General features: G+C 71.1%; 15 protein-coding genes and 1 pseudogene. 7 read left to right on the top strand and 9 right to left on the bottom strand.

Going from position 1 to position 16,030, the window contains the following annotated elements:
• The first annotated feature begins 22 nt into the window (after window positions 1-22).
• From Afe05nite_RS10915 to Afe05nite_RS45070, 4 genes and pseudogenes are all read left to right on the top strand, one after another.
• A complete protein-coding gene (locus tag Afe05nite_RS10915; protein ID WP_203816900.1) occupies window positions 23-994 on the top strand; it encodes a helix-turn-helix transcriptional regulator in 972 nt (323 codons plus the stop codon).
• Window positions 991-1,509: a hypothetical protein gene (locus tag Afe05nite_RS10910; RefSeq protein ID WP_203816899.1), complete on the top strand. Its 519-nt coding sequence runs from the start codon at window positions 991-993 to the stop codon at window positions 1,507-1,509. The genes Afe05nite_RS10915 and Afe05nite_RS10910 overlap by 4 nt, the downstream gene beginning before the upstream one ends.
• Window positions 1,510-1,579: 70 nt before the next feature.
• Window positions 1,580-1,675, top strand: a pseudogene (locus Afe05nite_RS45075) (hypothetical protein); the annotation flags it as partial.
• Between the two features lie 50 nt (window positions 1,676-1,725).
• Window positions 1,726-1,914, top strand: a complete 189-nt coding sequence (locus tag Afe05nite_RS45070; protein WP_438867938.1) for a DUF4383 domain-containing protein — start codon at window positions 1,726-1,728, stop codon at window positions 1,912-1,914.
• A 7-nt stretch (window positions 1,915-1,921) separates the two neighbouring features.
• Here the strand turns inward: Afe05nite_RS45070 and Afe05nite_RS10900 are convergent, their stop codons facing one another.
• From Afe05nite_RS10900 to Afe05nite_RS10875, 6 genes are all read right to left on the bottom strand, one after another.
• A complete protein-coding gene (locus Afe05nite_RS10900) occupies window positions 1,922-2,923 on the bottom strand; it encodes an ABC transporter ATP-binding protein (protein ID WP_203816898.1) in 1,002 nt (333 codons plus the stop codon).
• The gene (locus Afe05nite_RS10895; RefSeq protein WP_203816897.1) at window positions 2,920-3,921 is read right to left on the bottom strand and encodes an ABC transporter ATP-binding protein; all 1,002 of its coding nucleotides are present in this window, start codon (window positions 3,919-3,921) and stop codon (window positions 2,920-2,922) included. The genes Afe05nite_RS10900 and Afe05nite_RS10895 overlap by 4 nt, the downstream gene beginning before the upstream one ends.
• Complete coding sequence (locus tag Afe05nite_RS10890) at window positions 3,918-4,820, bottom strand: ABC transporter permease (protein ID WP_203816896.1); 903 nt, start codon at window positions 4,818-4,820, stop codon at window positions 3,918-3,920. Before Afe05nite_RS10890 ends, Afe05nite_RS10895 begins: the two co-directional genes overlap by 4 nt.
• Window positions 4,813-5,796, bottom strand: coding sequence for an ABC transporter permease (locus Afe05nite_RS10885; RefSeq protein ID WP_203816895.1), 984 nt, complete (start codon window positions 5,794-5,796; stop codon window positions 4,813-4,815). Before Afe05nite_RS10885 ends, Afe05nite_RS10890 begins: the two co-directional genes overlap by 8 nt.
• 60 nt (window positions 5,797-5,856) lie before the next feature.
• Window positions 5,857-7,596 carry an ABC transporter family substrate-binding protein gene (locus tag Afe05nite_RS10880; RefSeq protein ID WP_203816894.1) on the bottom strand — a complete coding sequence of 580 codons (1,740 nt, stop codon included), beginning with the start codon at window positions 7,594-7,596 and terminating at the stop codon, window positions 5,857-5,859.
• 327 nt (window positions 7,597-7,923) lie between these two features.
• Window positions 7,924-9,447, bottom strand: a complete 1,524-nt coding sequence (locus Afe05nite_RS10875; RefSeq protein WP_203816893.1) for a phospholipase D-like domain-containing protein — start codon at window positions 9,445-9,447, stop codon at window positions 7,924-7,926.
• 43 nt (window positions 9,448-9,490) lie between these two features.
• Here Afe05nite_RS10875 and larB point away from each other — a divergent pair, with 43 nt between their 5' ends.
• The 3 genes from larB to larC are packed head-to-tail and all read left to right on the top strand — an operon-like array spanning window position 9,491 to window position 12,206.
• A complete protein-coding gene (larB, locus tag Afe05nite_RS10870; RefSeq protein WP_239117723.1) occupies window positions 9,491-10,159 on the top strand; it encodes a nickel pincer cofactor biosynthesis protein LarB in 669 nt (222 codons plus the stop codon).
• Window positions 10,156-11,037, top strand: a complete 882-nt coding sequence (larE, locus tag Afe05nite_RS10865) for an ATP-dependent sacrificial sulfur transferase LarE (RefSeq protein WP_203816892.1) — start codon at window positions 10,156-10,158, stop codon at window positions 11,035-11,037. Before larB ends, larE begins: the two co-directional genes overlap by 4 nt.
• Window positions 11,034-12,206, top strand: a complete 1,173-nt coding sequence (larC, locus tag Afe05nite_RS10860; RefSeq protein ID WP_203816891.1) for a nickel pincer cofactor biosynthesis protein LarC — start codon at window positions 11,034-11,036, stop codon at window positions 12,204-12,206. The genes larE and larC overlap by 4 nt, the downstream gene beginning before the upstream one ends.
• Before the next feature lie 98 nt (window positions 12,207-12,304).
• Here larC and Afe05nite_RS10855 read toward each other — a convergent pair whose 3' ends face one another.
• The 3 genes from Afe05nite_RS10855 to Afe05nite_RS43695 all read right to left on the bottom strand — a co-directional run bounded on the left by Afe05nite_RS10855 (window position 12,305) and on the right by Afe05nite_RS43695 (window position 16,021).
• Complete coding sequence (locus Afe05nite_RS10855; protein ID WP_203816890.1) at window positions 12,305-13,624, bottom strand: TolB family protein; 1,320 nt, start codon at window positions 13,622-13,624, stop codon at window positions 12,305-12,307.
• 73 nt (window positions 13,625-13,697) lie between these two features.
• On the bottom strand, window positions 13,698-14,891 hold the full coding sequence (locus Afe05nite_RS10850; protein ID WP_203816889.1) for a cytochrome P450 family protein: 1,194 nt from the start codon (window positions 14,889-14,891) through the stop codon (window positions 13,698-13,700).
• A gap of 77 nt (window positions 14,892-14,968) precedes the next feature.
• Window positions 14,969-16,021 carry a tetratricopeptide repeat protein gene (locus Afe05nite_RS43695; protein WP_239117722.1) on the bottom strand — a complete coding sequence of 351 codons (1,053 nt, stop codon included), beginning with the start codon at window positions 16,019-16,021 and terminating at the stop codon, window positions 14,969-14,971.
• Window positions 16,022-16,030 lie beyond the last annotated feature (9 nt).

The raw sequence follows: 16,030 nt of genomic DNA, 5'->3' as shown, positions 1-16,030 counted from the left end.
GCCTGGTGGGTGGGGGAGAGATATGCCGGCGGATCCGGAGGCGATTCCGGCGCTCACGCGCTGGGGTCTGTCGGCGGATGCCGATCTTGTCTATCGGGCGCTGGCGCTGCTCGGCCCGGCCGACGGGCGCCGGTTGTCGCGTGAGCTCGGCCTCTCGCGGGCCAGGACGAAGTCCGCGCTGGACGAGCTGGCGGCAGCCGGTGCCACGGTGGCCGCCGGAAGCGGATGGGGGGCACGAGCTCCGGCGGAGGTCGTGCGGCGCTTCCGGCGACGCCCGGCTCCGCCACCGCCGGCGTCGGAACGGTGGCGGCAGCACTTCGCCGCCATCGAGGGCTGCCGGCCCGACCTTGCCGGCCGACTGTGGCCGAGCCGGGCGGCCGCCCGTAAACGGGTGGCGCAGCTGGCCACTCTGGAACGTCACGAGCATCTGGCGGTCAACAACGAGCCGGTGATCAGCGCCGAGTCGATGTCGGCGGCCCAGCCGGTCGACCGGCGGCTGGCCGCCCGGGGGGTCCGGCTGCGCATCGTCGACCGGGACCGGGGCAGCGCCACGCCGCTGGTGCCGGTCCGGCACGTCGAGTCGCCGCCGATGAAGCTGCTCGTCTTCGACCGCAAGGTCGCCCTGTTCCCGGCCGACCCCCTCGACCTGGAGCGGGGTTATGTCGAGGTCGCCGACGACGGGTTCGTCGCGGCCATGTGCACACTTTTCGAGCGGCTCTGGGCATCGGGCCGCGATCCACACAGCCAAGAGGTGATTCCGATCGAGCTTTCGCCTCGAGAGAGCGCGCTGGTCGGTCTTCTCGCCCTGGGCCACACCGATCAGACGGCGGCCGAGGAGCTCGGGCTGAGCCCGCGCACGGTCGCCTACACGATGCGCGCCCTGATGGACCGGGTCGGCGTGCAGAACCGTTTCCAGCTCGCGTTGGCGCTCGGCGCGGCCGGTTCCGTGCGGCCGGAGACCTGGCAGTCCACTGAGGAGAGCAACCCGAGATGATCAGAAAAGCTGTCGCCTGGATCGCCGCAGTGACCGCCGCCCTGCTGGTGGGGCTGCCGGGGCTGGCACAGGCGACCGTCGTGTGGACCCCGGCGAGCTGTGCGGTCGGCTCGTTCGGGCCGGTCACCGTCGACGTGCGGGGCCATTACCTGCTGCCGGTGCACATGACGCTCTGCGAGCCCTACCAGCCGAGGTTCAACTACGGGATCGCGCTGTTCCGGCCCGGCGGCTATGTTCCGCTGGTCACGGGGGACAAATTGGTCTCGTACGCGACTTCCGCCGTGCTCGCCGACGTCCTGCCGAAGACGCCGGTGCCGGTGTTCGGGCTGTGCCTGATGCGCGACGTCGACACCCGGACCGCGTGCGTGCGAGTGGACACCTCGGCCGAGGGGGTCGCCACCAGCACCCCGATTCCGGCGGATGACGCGCTGGTGGCCGATCCGGTTCTGTTCCTGACGCACCCGCCGGTGATCGTGCCGAACTACTGCGCGACGTGCGTGACGGTCAACTTGTGATCTTGCAGCCGGACCCGGCCGGGCCGCCCCTGGTCAGTTGGGCCGCCCGAACCGGGGGCATCCGGCCGCCATGTCTACTTCCTCGACTGCCGGTAGTACGGCAGCCGTGCGGTCCCCGGTCCGCACCGCCGCGACCGCCGTCGCGATCGTTTTCCTGCTCGTCGGCGTGCTCGGCTTCGTCCCCGGCGTGACCACCGACCAGCGCCGGCCCGTACCGTGTCGGGGGCGCGTGCCCACCTGGTCAGCGGCGGCGCCGTCTACCTGGTGCTCTGGCTCCACGGCCTGGTCGTCGGCGAGGACAGCGCGGCCGACTTCGTGCCGCTCGACAACGCCGACGACTGGCTGCACCTGGCCCTCGGCATCGGCCTGATCGCCCTCGGCCTGCTCCTGAACGGTCCGGTCTGATCCGCGCTCAGATCAGGGCCAGTGCCTCCGCGTAGTGGCAGGCGGTCTGGTGGCCCTCGCCGTGATCGGTGAGGGCCGGCACCTCCTCGGCGCACTTCGTGCGCTCGTCCTCGCTCAGCTGCCCGGCGAACTTGGGGCACCGGGTGCGGAACCGGCACCCGCTCGGCGGGTCGACCGGGCTGGGCACGTCACCGGCCAGGATGATGCGGCGGCGGCTTCGTTCCTTGCGGGGGTCGGGCACCGGGATCGCCGAGATCAGAGCCTGGGTGTACGGGTGGGCGGCCCGCTGGAACAGTTCCTCGACCGGGGCGATCTCGACGATCCGGCCCAGGTACATGACCGCCACCCGGTCGGCGATGTGCCGCACCACCGACAGGTCGTGCGAGATGAACAGGTAGGACAGGCCCAGCTCGTCCTGCAGGTCCTCGAGCAGGTTGACGACGCCGGCCTGGATGGAGACGTCGAGGGCGGACACCGGTTCGTCGAGCACCAACACCTTGGGCCGCAACGCCAGCGCCCGGGCCACCCCGATGCGCTGCCGCTGGCCGCCGGAGAACTCATGGGCGTACCGGTTGCCGTGCGAGGCGTCCAGCCCGACCGTCGTCAGCAGGTCGCGTACGGTCTCCCGGCGGTACAGGCCGTGGATCCGCAGGGGTTCGGCGATCACCTCGTGCACGGTCATCCGCGGGTCGAGGGACGCGTACGGATCCTGGAAGACGATCTGCATCTCGCGCCGCAGCGGCCGCATCTGGGCCCGGGACAGCGGCACGATGTCGCGTCCCTGGAAGTTGATCGTCCCGGCGGTGGCCGGGACCAGGTTGAGCAGCAGCCGGCCGGTGGTGGTCTTGCCGCAGCCGGATTCGCCGACCAGGCCGAGCGTCTCGTGCGGGTAGATGTCGAAGTCGACGTCGCAGACGGCGTGCACGTCGCCGATCTGCCGTCGGAGGATGCCGCGTGACCGCACCGGGAAGTGCTTGACCAGGCCGCGCACCGAGATGATCGGATTCACGAGAACACCTCTTCGGCGGTGGCCGAGGCCAGCTCGGAGTGGAAGTGGCAGGCGGCGAGATGACGCCGGTCGGCCGTCGGGGTCAGTTCTGGTTCGACCTCGGCGCACAGGTCCCGGGCCTTGGGGCAGCGCGGCCGGAACGGGCAGCCGGCCGGCAGGTTGAGCAGCGACGGCGGGGAGCCGGTGATCGGGGTGAGCCGTGGCCGGCCCGACTCGTCGATGCGCGGCAGGCTGCCGAGCAGGCCGAGTGTGTACGGCATGCGGGGGCCGTAGAAGATCTCGTCGACGGTGCCGGTCTCGACGAGCTTGCCGGCGTACATGACGTTGACCCGGTCGGTGTGCCCGGCGATGACCCCGAGGTCGTGGGTGATCAGCATCAGCGCGGCACCGGTCTCCTTGCGGGCCGCTTCCAGGGCTTCGAGCACCTGCGCCTGCACCGTCACGTCGAGGGCGGTGGTCGGCTCGTCGGCGATGATCAGTTCCGGGTCGTTGGCCATCGCGATGGCGATCACCACCCGCTGCCGCATGCCGCCGGACATCTCGTGCGGATAGCTGTTGACCCGCAGCGACGGGTTGGGGATGCCGACCACGTCGAGCAGGTCCACCGCGCGTTTCATGGCCTGCTGCCGGGTCACGTCCTTGTGCGCGCGCACCGCCTCGGCGATCTGGCTGCCCACCGTGTAGACGGGGTTGAGCGAGGTCAGCGGATCCTGGAAGATCATCGCGATCTTGCTGCCGCGGACCTTCGACATCTGTTCGTCGGAACGGCCCAGCAACTCCTCGCCCAGGAAGCGGACCGATCCGGAGACGCGGGCGTTGCGGGGGAGCAGTCCCATCACGGCCAGCGAGGTGACCGATTTGCCGGAGCCGGACTCGCCCACGATGCCGACCGAGTCACCCCGGCTGACCTGATAGGACACCCCTCGTACGGCCTGCACCAGGCCGTCCTCGGTGGGGAAGCCCACGGTGAGGTCGTCGACCTCGAGGAGCACTGTCATTGGCGTACCCTCGTCTGCTTGGGGTCGAAAGCGTCGCGCAACCCGTCGCCGACGAAGTTGATCGTCAGGGCGATGAGGATGATGAACAGGCCCGGGAAGTAGAAGAGCCAGGGCCGGGTGTTCACCGCGTCGCGGTTGATCGAGACGAGCAGGCCGAGCGACGTGTCGGGGGCCTGCACGCCGACGCCGAGGAACGACAGCGCCGCCTCGCCGAGGATGCCGGTGGCGATGGTGAGCGTGGCGACCACGATGATCGCGCCGAGGGCGTTGGGCAGCAGGTGCCGCAGGATGATGCGCGGGTTGCCGGCCCCGAGCGCCCGCGCCGCCTCGATGAACTCCTGCTCCCGCAGGGACAGGACCACACCCCGGACCACCCGGCTGACGTACGGCCAGGTGAGCGCGCCGAGGATGACGGCGATCGACCACCACTGGCTGCCCCCGACACCCTGGGCGGCGACCGCGGCGGCGACCGCGATCGTCGGCAGGGTCAGCACGATGTCGACGATGCGCATCATCAGGAAGTCGAGCCGGCCGCGGTAGAGACCGGCGATCGCCCCCCACAGCGCGCCGAGCACCGTGCCGATCAGCGCGATCGCGAGGGCGATCTTGAGGGACTGCTGGGTCCCGCGCATCACCTGGGCCATCGTGTCGTGACCGATCAGGTCGGTGCCGAACGGGTGGGTCAGCGACGGTGACCGGGACAGGTCGTCGGTGATGTCGGTGTAGCTGTACTTCCAGAGCAGCGGGCCGACGTAGGCGAACAGCACGACCAGCACGAACAGCAGCAGGCTGGTCACCGCCGCCCGGTGTCGCAGGAAGCGGCGGAACACCAGCTCGGACTGTTTGCGCTCGCGGACGGCGAAGGTCTCGGTCACCGGCCGGGCGGCGGTGTCACTCATGGCGGATCCTCGGGTCGAGCACGGCGTAGAGCACGTCGGCGATGACGTTGAAGATGATCACGACGAGCCCGGCGAGCAGCAGCCAGCCGGCCACCGCGTTGGTGTCGGCGCGGCCGACCCCGGTCAGCAGCATCCGGCCCAGGCCGTTCCAGTTGAAGACGGTCTCGGTGATCACCGCGCCGCCGAGGATCGCCGCGATGTCCAGCGCGGTCACGGTGACCAGCGGGATCAACGCGGTACGCAGCACATGGCGGGTGAGCACCTGGCGCCAGGCGAGGCCCTTGGCGCGGGCCAGGCGGACGTAGTCGGAGTTGAGCACCTCGAGCATGGCCGCCCGCTGGTAACGGCTCCAGGCCGCGTACGAGATCAGGGCCAGCGCGATGGTCGGCAGGATCAGGTGCCCGGCCAGGTCGCCGAACTTACCGAACGGGGAGAGGCTGTCGTAGTTCTGCGACTTCTCGCCGATCGTGTAGAAGACCGTGGTGCCGGTGGCCTTGTTGTAGCGGACCGCCAGATCCTTGAGCACGATGGCGATCCAGAACGACGGCATGGCCAGGAAGACGAAGCCGAGGAACGTCGTGGCGTAGTCGAACTTGGAGTACTGCCGGACCGCGCTCAGCACGCCGGTGATCACCGCGAGGATCAGCGCCAGCAGCATCGCGACCACGACCAGGCGCAGCGTGACGACCGTGGAGCGGGCCAGATTCTCGCCGATGTCGTAGTTGCTCTGCACCGACTCGCCGAAGTTGCCTTGCAGCACCCCGGTCAGCCAGTGCCAGTAGCGGACGAAGATGTTCTCGTCGAGGCCGAGGCGGGCGGTCTCCAGGTCGATCGTGCGCTGCGGTGCGGGCGGGTTACGGATCTTGAGCGGCTCGAGCGGGTCACCCGAGAGCGCCACCAGGGCGTACGCGATGAACGACGCCACGATCAGGACAGGTATCGCGGCGAGCAGGCGCCGCACGACGTACGCGAACATGGTTTTTCTCCATCGAGCCGGTCACCCGGCGCGGCCGGACCGCGCCGGGTGACCCACGGGCTAGTTGGCGGTTGCCTTGAGGCCCCACTGCTCGGTGTTGAAGGTCGGGCCGGTCGAGGTGGAGTTCGGCCGGATGTTCACGTAGTCGCTCTTGGCCACCATGAAGTTGGGCCGCTGGAACAGCGGCAGGACGTAGTAGTCCTTGGACATCATCGCGTCGGCCTGGTTGAGCAGGTCGGCGCCCTTGGCCTCGTCGAGGCCGGCCTGGATGCCCTGGTTGAGCACCGCGTCCGCCTCCGGGTTGACCCAGTGGCCGTAGTTGCTGTCGCTCTTGGAGCCCCACAGCTGCTGCGCGCCCTGGAAGAAGAACGGGGTGTTCACCCAGGCGTAGACGATCAGGTCGAAGTCGCCGGAGTCGAGCGTGGTGCTCAGCGTGTTGGTGGTCTGGATCGTCATGTTGATGCCGAGCTGCTTGAGCGTCGCCTGCACCAGTTCCGCGGTGGCGGCCCGGTTGACGTTGCCCTCGGTGTGCCGGAACCGCAGCGTGACCGGCTCGCCGGCGGGCGTCTTGAGGGCGGTGCCGACGCCGGTGTAGCCGGCCGCGGTGAGCACCTTCTTGGCGCCCTCGATGTCGGCCGAACCCGCCCCGGTGTCGCTGACGACGTCCTTGTAGTGCTGGCTCTCCGGGGTGAAGTTGTGGTTCTTCAGCGGCTTGGCGTCTTTCCAGAACGTGCCGACCGTGCGGTTGATGATGCCCGGCACGTCGATCGCCTTGAAGACGGCCTCCCGCAGCGGCTTGTCCTTGAGGAACTTGTTCTGCAGGTTGAGGTCGATGTGCTCCCAGGACAGTCCGCCGGCGACCCGGTAGTTGACGCCCTGCTGGTTCTGCACCTGGGTGACCATGTCGAGGTTGGGCTGCGGGTCACCGGCGTTGATCTCGCCGTTCTGCAGCGCCGGTACGAACGACGACTGGTCGGTCACGATCTTGAAGATCAGCTTCTCCAGCGGCGGCTTCGCGCCCCACCACTTCGGGTTGGGAACCTGCACCAGCTGCTGGCCCTGGGCGTAGCTCTCGATCATGAACGGGCCGCCGGACCACTTCGGCTGGGTCTTGCCGAGCGCGTCCCACGACTTCTTCAGGCCCGCCGGCGTGTTGTCGTCGCCGGCCTGCTTCGCGATGTGAGCCGGGTAGATCTCGCCGAACAGCGATTTCCAGTCGGGGAAGACCTTGCCGGCCTGGAACGTCGCGGTCACGGTCTTGCCGCCGTCCGAGCCGACGACACTCTGCAGGATGTCGTAGCCGGAACTGCTCGAGGTGCCGCAGTCGGGGCAGTCCCGGGTGTTGCGGGCGCGGAACGCGTACGCGAAGTCGTCGGCGCTGATCGGGGTGCCGTCGCTCCAGACCGCCTCGGGCTTGATCTTGTAGACCACGGTCTGCGGGCTGGTGCTCGTGACCTTCGGCTCCTCGACCACCAGGTTGGTGTCGAGCATCGGTTTGGTGTCGGGCCCGCCCTGGTAGACGGCCGGGATGAGTCCGCCCAGCATCACCGAGGTGGCGTAGTGGCCGCCCTCGGCGCTCACCGTGTTCCAGGTGGCGATGTCCTGCTCTTCGTAGTAGACAAGCGTCCCGCCGGGCTTGGTCTCGCCGGTGTTGCAGGTGAGCGGTTTGTCGCCGCAGGAGTCGAAGCCGAGAAGCTCCTCCTTGGGCGGGGTCTCGCTGCCGCCGCAAGCGGTGATGGTGAGCATCGAAGCGGCCGCGATTGCGACCAGTCCGGCCGCTCGCCGTGAACGGATGAGCATATTTCCCTCCGGGCATGCCGGGGCGCCGTCGATCAGAAGGTCGCCGAAGCGGGACTGCGGTGTGAGCACATCTGAATGCACAGCGTGCATGACTGCCTAGGCTGCCGGATCCACTTGTGACTATCTCGTTATTTGATCTATATCAATAGACACGGGCGCTATGATCCACAAAGGATTTACATGTGACAACGGGCTTGACCGTGCCGTCCGGCCCGAATCCCGGCCTGAGTCTCGGGCATGCCGGAGCTGTTCGGCGGGACCGCCTCGCGGGGCTTGCCGCTGGTCACCCGCGCGAGGGACAGGGCCGCGCGCGGGTGACCGGACCGGCTACGGTGGACCCACCAGGGTGAGCACCGTCTCCATCGGATCGAAGCCGGCCGGGAGACCGGGAGTGCGCCAGGAACCGGCCGGTTCCTTCGGCGGCAGCCACTCCGCCCGGAAGATCCCCAGGGCCAGGTCGAGGTTGGCCAGGTGCGGGCGGAGCTCATCGGAAAGAGGCGTGCGCAGGTGCTCCGCCCACAGCCGCACCCGCAGGTCCCGCACCGTGTCGCCGGTGGTCACGACGGCCGTGGTCAGCTCGGTGTCCACGCCCACCATCGACCGGCTGAACAGGTTGGCCGACCCGACCGCCGCGAAGCGGTCGTCCACGATGACGATCTTGGCGTGCACGGTCAGATGCTCCACCCGCCACAGCCCGATGTTGCGGCGAAGCGGCTGCGGCAGCATGTCGATCACCTTGCGCTGCAGGTCGGCGTTGATCGTCCCGTTGATCAGCGGCGCTCCGTCGGCGGGGTCGCGGGTGCCCGAGCCGACCAGGATCACCTTCACCCCGCGGGCCGCCGCCGCCCGCAGGTAGGGGTACATCTCGAAGCGCCGGTCCCCGCCCGGGTACTCCCGGAAGTACTGGTCCTCGATGTAGACGTAGCGCCGGGCGGCACCGATCGCCTGCACCAGGGTCAGGAAGATCTCGTGTACGCCGTCCGGCGCCACGTCGCTGTAGTGCCGCCGCTCCCACGGCAGCAGCGAGTCGATGTACCACGGCCCGACCGACCGCAGCACCTGCACGGCGGTGCCGGGCACCGGCCGGGCGGGCTGCCCCGGCGCCGGCTCGATCTCCGGCGGCACCCCGGCCGGGTTGAGCACCTGCAGGCCCTTCACGGCCGGCCAGATGTACCGCCGGCGCGGCAGATTGACCGCCCCGATCCAGCGCATCCGCATCACCCGCCACACGTCGGTGGTGGCCGGCCCCTGGATGATCGCCCCGGCGTCGTGCCAGCCCCAGCGCCCGCCCCGGACGGCCAGCCGGCGATGCGGTTGCTCGTCGACCCGGCTGGCGACGTAATCGATGCCGCCCACGCAGGCGGTCAGCTCGTTGCCGCGGCGGATCAGCGTGACCTTCTGGTGGTTGGAGCCGACCCCCGAGCCCGACCAGTCGAGCAGCACCCGGCCGGCGAGCGGCTTCTCGCCCCGGACGGGCCAGCGCCGGAGCCGGTGGGCGGAGCTGACGTTCTGGTGGAACGGCCCGATCGTGGGGCGGGTGATGCTGCTGCTCACCACCGCTCCGGCGAGGATGACCCGCACGTCGACACCGGCGCCGGCGAGCCGGGCCAGCAGCTCGCCCAGGGCCTGGAAACCCGCTTCGCCCGGCCGCTTGCCGGTGAGGTCCATGTCGGGATCGAGTTGCAGACCGCAGATGTACGCGGCATCGCCCGGCCCGAGCGAGCCGAACAGTTCCCGCATGCGCGCCAGCCAGGCCCGCCCGTCGACGACGAACTCGACTGTCGAGTCGTCGACGTGCGGTGGCACCGCGGGTGACAGGTAGCGAGTCACAAGATCGTCGAGCGACGCCATGGCAAGACCCTAACGCCTGACCGGCCGGTGCAAGGATGGACGGGTGGTGACAGATCAGGCGGAGCTGCGGCTCGACCCGGAGCGTTTCCGCCGCACAGGCATCGCCGAGGCGGTCTACGCCCCCGGCAAGTCGCCGGAGCAGTGCGCGGCGGCGGTGGCCGGCCTGCTGGCCGGCGGCCCGGCCGGCCCGGTGCTGCTGACCCGCGCCGCCCCGGAGCAGGTCGAGGCGGCGCGCGAGCGCAACCCCGGCGCCACCGAGACGGCCGCGGGTCTGGTCTGGCACGCGCTGCCGCCGGCCCCGGGAACGGTCCTGGTGCTGACCGCCGGCACCGGCGATCTCCCGGTGGCCCGCGAGGCGGTGGCCGTCCTCGCGGCGTACGGCCATGACTCGACACTTGTCGCCGACGTGGGGGTGGCCGGGTTGCACCGCGTCCTCGCCCAGCGCCGGCGGCTCGCCGAGGCCGACGTCGTGATCGTCGTGGCCGGCATGGAGGGCGCCCTGGCGAGCGTCGCCGCCGGCCTGACCGGCGCCCCGGTGATCGCGGTGCCGACCAGCACCGGCTACGGTTCCGGCCTCGAGGGCGTCACCGCCCTGCTGGCCATGACCGCGTCGTGCAGCCCCGGCGTGACCGTCGTGGGCATCGACAACGGCTTCGGCGCCGGCTGCGCCGCGGTCCGCACCCTGCGCCCGCTGACCGGCGGCCCGCGATGACCGGCGACGAAGCCGTGACCGGGGCCGGGCTCGACCTTCCCGGGCGGCTCCACGACCTCGACGAGCGGCTGCGGGACCTCGGCTCGGTGCTGATCGCCTTCTCCGGCGGCGCCGACTCGGCGTTCCTGCTGGCCGCGGCGGTCCGGGCGCTCGGTCCCGAGCGGGTGGCCGCGGCGACCGCGGTCAGCCCGTCGCTGCCGCCCGAGGAGTTGGCGCGCGCCGGCGAGTTCGCCGCCGGTCTCGGCGTCGCCCACCACACGCCGCGCACCGACGAGATGAGCCGCCCCGGCTACGTCGCCAACGGGACCGACCGTTGCTTGCACTGCAAGACCGAGCTGCTCAGTGTTCTGCTGCCGCTGGCCGGCGAGCTGGGCCTGGCCGCGGTGGCGACCGGCACCAACGCCGACGACGTCCTCGACCGCTTCCGGCCGGGCATCCGCGCCGCCGCCCGGCTCGGCGCGGTCACCCCGCTCAGCGCGGCCGGCCTGACGAAATCGCAGATCCGGGCCGTGTCGCGGACGTGGGGACTGGTCACCGCCGACAAACCGGCCGCTGCCTGCCTGTCCAGCCGGGTCGCCTACGGCATCCCGATCTCGGTGGAGCGCCTGACCCGGGTCGGCCGGGCCGAGACGGCGCTGCGGGCCGCGCTGGCCGAGGCCGGCCTGCCGGTCGGCAACGTGCGGGTCCGCGATCTGGGCGACACCGCCCGCGTGGAGGTCGACCAGGAACTCGTCGGCGAGCTCACCCGGCGGCCCGGCCCGCTCGCGGCGGTCACCGGCTTCGACCGGGTCACGCTCGACCCGCGCGGCTTCCGGTCCGGCTCGATGAACGAGGCGCTCCGCCCGCGACCGGCCGGTTCGGCGGACGAGGCGCGGTGACCGGCTCGAGGATCGGCTGGATCGACGCGTCCGGCGGGGTCAGCGGGGACATGCTGCTCGGGGCGTGCTTCGACGCCGGGGTCGACCCGGCGGTCGCCCAGCGGGCGGTGGACGCGCTCGGCCTGCCGGAACCGGTGCGGATCAGCGCCGAGCCGGCCCGGCGGCGAGGGCTGGGCGCGACCCGGGCGGTCGTGTCGGTGGCGGCCAGTTCGGTCCATCGCACCCTCGGCGACGTGCTCGCCCTGCTCGAACCGCTGGGTGAGCCGCTTCGCGGGCGGGCCGCGGCGGTGTTCCGGGCGCTGGCCGAGGCCGAGGGCCGGGTGCACCGGATCGCGCCGGCGGAGGTGCACTTCCACGAGGTCGGCGCCCTCGACGCGATCGCCGACGTGGTCGGCGGCCTGGCCGCGTTCGGTCACCTCGGGCTCGATCGGGTGGTCTGCGGGCCGATCGCGCTCGGCAACGGCCAGGCCCGCAGCGCGCACGGCCCGATCCCGGTTCCCGGGCCCGCCGTGCTCGAACTGCTCCGGCAGCGAGACGCCCCGGCCTTCTCGGGTACGTCCATGATGGAGCTCGCCACGCCCACCGGGGTCGCCCTGCTCACCGTGCTGGCCGACGAGTTCGGGCCGATGCCGCCGATGCGTCCCGCGGCGATCGGGACGGGCGCGGGCGGCAAGGACCCGGCGACCCACGCGAACGTCACCCGGCTCGTCGTCGGCGCGGCGACAGCCGGCACACCGGTGGAAGCGGCCGTCGTCCTGGAGGCCAACATCGACGACATGGATCCGCGACTGTGGCCCGGCGTACTCGACAAGCTCTTGAATTCGGGGGCTTCGGACGCCTGGCTGGTGCCGATCCTGATGAAGAAGGGGCGGCCCGCCCACACCCTGCGTGTGCTGGCCGAGCCGGGCCGGAGCGCGGCGCTGGAGCGGGTGATCCTGACCCACACGACAACCATCGGCCTGCGGCGTGTCCCGGTCGAGAAGGTCGTCCTCGACCGGGAGTGGCAGACCGTGACCGTCCCGTGGGGCGAGGTCCGGGTGAAGGTGGCCCGCCTCGACGGCGTGGTGGTGAACGCCGAACCGGAGTACGAGGACGTGGCCGCACTCGCCGACCGGGCCGGGGTGCCGGCGAAGGTCGTCCTGGCGGCCGCGCGGGGCGCCCTCCGGTAGCCACCCGCCGCTGGCCTGTCGCCATGTCCCTGGGGTGGGTGGCTGGGCGGTGGGTGGCTGGGCGGTGGTTGGCTGGGCGGTGGGTGGCTGGGCGGTGGTCAGCCGATCTTGGTGACGAACAGGTCGGTCTGCTCGTTGGTGTCGCCGGCGGTCAGGTTCGTCGCCGATGAGCCGTACGCGATGATCTTGCCGTTCGGGGTCGTGGTGGGGTTGCTGCTGGATTCGTTGCCTTGCACACCGCCGGTGCGGCGGCTGACCAGGATGGTCGCGCCGGTCCGCAGGTCCTTGCGGAAGACGTCGTCGGTGCCGTTGGTGTCACCCGTGACGAGGTCGGTCGCGACGCTGCTGAAGACGACGTGACGACCGTCCGGGGTGAGCTCGGTCCCGGTGCTGTAGCCGTTGGCCGGCGTCCCGTCGGCGGCCGCGCTGACCACCCGGGTCGTCCCGGCCACCAGGTCTCGCACGAAGACGTCGGCAGCGTCGTTGTCGTCGCCGGCGACCACGTTGTCGTCGTACGACCAGAAGGTGACGTAGCGGCCGTCGTTGCTCACCTGACCGCCGCGGCTGTCGTCGATCTGCTGGTCGTGGTCGCCGACGCTGGCCCGGACGGTGGTGCCGGCCACCAGGTCACGGACGTAGATGTCGCCGACCCCGTTGGTGTCCCCGGGGGCCAGGTCGGCGGAGTAGGACACGAAGGCGACGTACCGGCCGTTGGCGCTGATGAACGGGCCGAAGCCGCCGGACGGGGCGACCGTGCCGTCGGCGTTGACGCTGACCGGGCTGAGCTGGCCGGTGGTCCGGTCGTACAGCAGGACGTTGCCGCCGGGTACGCCGGGGATCAGGTTGCCGGCGTAGGTCTGGAAGGCGACGTAACGCCCGTCGGCGCTGATCGACGGCCCCAGGCTGTCGCCATCGGCGGGCCGGCCGTCGGCGGTCTCGCTGACCCGGTCGAGCGCTCCGGTCTGCCGGTCGAGCAGGTAGATGTCGTAGCCGATCTCCGGTCGCGGATCGGATGCGAGGTTCGTCGCGAACGAGAGGAACGTGACGTAGCGGCCGTCCGCGCTGATCTGCGGCTCGGAGCTGGCCCCGTCGGCCTGCGCGCCCGTCGGGGAGACGCTGAGCCGCGTCGTGACGTTCGTCTGCCGGTCGCGCAGGAAGACGTCGCCGGTCCCGTTGGTGTCGCCGGGCACCAGAGTGGACGCGTACGACTCGAAGACCACGTAGCGGCCGTCGGCGCTCAGGTCACCGGTCAGGGTCGAGTCGTCGCTCTGCACGCCGGCGCTCGAGACGCTGACCCGCTCGGTGCGAAAGGCCGGCGCGGCGGCCGCCGGCGTGGCGATCGGCACCACCGTGGCCAGGCCCGCGGCGACGGCGGTGGCCGCGGATCCGGCCCGGCGCAGTGAAGATTTGGAATACATCAATTCCCCCATGTGGCTGTTTCGATGACGATCATCGTTTCATGGGGGACCCGTTCGCGCTGCCCCGTGAAGATCAGGCGGTAAGGACCGGCAGGCCCCGCAGGCCTCTCATCAGCAGGCCCGGCCGCCAGCCCGGCTCCTCGTCGGAGGCCAGCCGCAGATCCGGGAAACGGGCGAGCAACCGGCCGAACGCGACGCTCGCCTCCAGCCGGGCCAGCGGCGCCCCGAGGCAGTAGTGGATGCCGTGACCGAACGCCATGTGCGGGTTCTGCGGGCGGTCGAGCCGCAACTCGGCCGGGTCCGGGAAGCGCTGCTCGTCGCGGTTGGCGGAGAGCAGGCCGACGACGACGATCTCGCCGGCCGGCACGAGGGTGCCGCCGATCTGCACGGCCTCGGTGGTGATCCGGTACGAGGCGGTCTCGACCGGGCTCTCGTAGCGGAGGAACTCCTCGATGGCGGTCGGCAGCAGAGCCGGGTCGGCGCGCAGCCGCTCCCATCGCTCGCGCTGCGACAGGAGCAGGTAGGAACCGTTGCCGATCAGGTTGACGGTGGTCTCGTGACCGGCGATGAGCAGCAGGAACACCATCGACGACAACTCGTCCTCGGACAGCCGGTCGGCCTCGTCGCGCACCGCGATCAGGCCCGACAGCAGGTCGGCGCCCGGCTGCCGGCGGCGGTCGGCGATCAGCGCGCGCACATAGGACACCAGCGCCGTCATCGCGGCCGGCAGCTGAGCCCGCGTCGCCTCGCCGCCGACCAGCGTGTTGGACCAGGCCCGGAAGCTGTCCTGATCGTCGGCCGGGATGCCGAGCAGTTCGCAGATCACCCGGATCGGCAGCGGGAACGCGAGCGCGTCGATCAGGTCGACCTCGTCCCGGCCGGCCATGGCGTCGAGCAGTTCGTCGGTGATCTGCTCGATGCGCGGGCGCAGCCCTTCGATCCGCCGGGCCGTGAAGGCGGCGGTGACCAGGCGGCGCAGCCGGGTGTGGTCGGGCGGGTCGGCGGCGAGCATGTGGTGCCCGATGGCGGCGCCGATGTCGGGCGGCAGCGGATCGTTGCTCCGCTGCACCGTGTGGAAGTCCTTGGACAGGCGCGGATCGGTCAGGGCCTGGCGGGCGTCCTCGTAGCGGGTGACGAGCCAGCCGCCGTAGCCGCCGGGAAGAACCACCGGACGCACCGGGCCGGTCTGCCGCCACCGTGCGTAGGACGGGTGCGGGTCGTTGTGGAAATCCGGATCAGCAAGGTCATCTCGGATGTCTTGGGTCATCACGCCACCTCCCGGTCATCGCCTTACATCGGTGACCATACTTCAGGATTCGGATGGGCCGCGGCGCCCGCGGCCGGTCAGCCGGTCGCGATCGAGTCGCCGGACCAGGCCGACAGATGGACGCGGATCTGGTCGGCCTCGGGAAGTCCCAGGTCGGTGTAGAGGGTCAGCGCCTGCTCGTAGTGCGACCGTGCCTCGTCCCGGTCGCCGAGGGCCGCCCGGGTGTGTCCCAGACCGGCGTGCGCGTTGGCCTGCTGACTCCGCACGCCGATCTCGGTGGCGACGGTCAGGGCCGTGGTGTGGTGCTCGAGCGCGCGGGCGGGGTGCCCGGCCGCCAGGGTGGCCTCGCCGAGCCCGTTGAGCACCCAGGTCTCCACGTGCCGGTCGCCGACCTCGCGGAAGAGGGTCAGCGCCTGCTGGTAGCACTCGATGGCCCGGTCGAACTCGCCCCGCCGGGTGTGCAGCGTGCCGAGCCCGTCGAGCACGTTGGCCTCACCGGTCCGATTGCCGAAATGCCGGTACAGCTCCAGCGCCTCGGCGAAGTGGACGGCGGCCTGCTCGTAACGGCCCGAGCGCACCTCGGTCTCGCCCAGCCCGTTCAGCGAGTACGCCACGACCGTCTGGTGGTCGATCTCCCGGGCCAGGGCCAGGCCCCGCCCCAGGTAGTCGATGGCCTCCGGGTAGCGGCCCGACTGCTGCATGGTCACGCCCAGGCTGTTCAGCGAGGTGGCCACCCCGTGTTTGTCGCTGGCCTCCTGATAGGTGACCAGGGCCTGCTCCAGATAGTCGACCGAGGCCTGGTAGCGGCCGACCTGCTTGGCCGCCATGCTCAGGTTGATCAGCGCGCGGCCCTGCGCGACCGGGTCGGCGATCTGCCGGGCGAGCACCAGCGACCGCTCGAAGTGGTCGACGGCGGTGGCCGGGTGGCCCTGCAGCAGGTGGGCGACACCCAGGGCGCGCAGCGCCTCGGACTGTTCGCCGGGTTCCTGGTTGAGCAGGGCGGCCCGGTAGGCGTGGCCGTAGATGACCAGGGCGTCGGCGTGGTGGCCGGAGCTCAGGTGCCGGGTCAGGGTCAGGGCCAGCCGGGTGGTCTGCCGGGGCCAGCCGTGCATCGCGGTGTGCACGGCCACCGCGACCAG

Source organism: Paractinoplanes ferrugineus, assembly GCF_016862195.1.
Taxonomy (GTDB): domain Bacteria; phylum Actinomycetota; class Actinomycetes; order Mycobacteriales; family Micromonosporaceae; genus Actinoplanes; species Actinoplanes ferrugineus.
Note: the sequence above shows the minus strand (reverse complement) of the source record. Positions and strands in the feature narration are given on the sequence as shown.

Bases quoted from the DNA above. Each gene is read 5' to 3' on its own strand.
- Afe05nite_RS10910 (WP_203816899.1), top strand. From the start codon at position 991: ATGATCAGAAAAGCTGTCGCCTGGATCGCCGCAGTGACCGCCGCCCTG.
- Afe05nite_RS10880 (WP_203816894.1), bottom strand. From the start codon at position 7,596: ATGCTCATCCGTTCACGGCGAGCGGCCGGACTGGTCGCAATCGCGGCC.
- Afe05nite_RS10895 (WP_203816897.1), bottom strand. From the start codon at position 3,921: ATGACAGTGCTCCTCGAGGTCGACGACCTCACCGTGGGCTTCCCCACC.
- Afe05nite_RS10850 (WP_203816889.1), bottom strand. From the start codon at position 14,891: ATGACCCAAGACATCCGAGATGACCTTGCTGATCCGGATTTCCACAAC.
- larE (WP_203816892.1), top strand. From the start codon at position 10,156: ATGACCGGCGACGAAGCCGTGACCGGGGCCGGGCTCGACCTTCCCGGG.
- Afe05nite_RS10915 (WP_203816900.1), top strand. From the start codon at position 23: ATGCCGGCGGATCCGGAGGCGATTCCGGCGCTCACGCGCTGGGGTCTG.
- Afe05nite_RS10875 (WP_203816893.1), bottom strand. From the start codon at position 9,447: ATGGCGTCGCTCGACGATCTTGTGACTCGCTACCTGTCACCCGCGGTG.
- Afe05nite_RS10890 (WP_203816896.1), bottom strand. From the start codon at position 4,820: ATGAGTGACACCGCCGCCCGGCCGGTGACCGAGACCTTCGCCGTCCGC.
- Afe05nite_RS10885 (WP_203816895.1), bottom strand. From the start codon at position 5,796: ATGTTCGCGTACGTCGTGCGGCGCCTGCTCGCCGCGATACCTGTCCTG.
- Afe05nite_RS10855 (WP_203816890.1), bottom strand. From the start codon at position 13,624: ATGTATTCCAAATCTTCACTGCGCCGGGCCGGATCCGCGGCCACCGCC.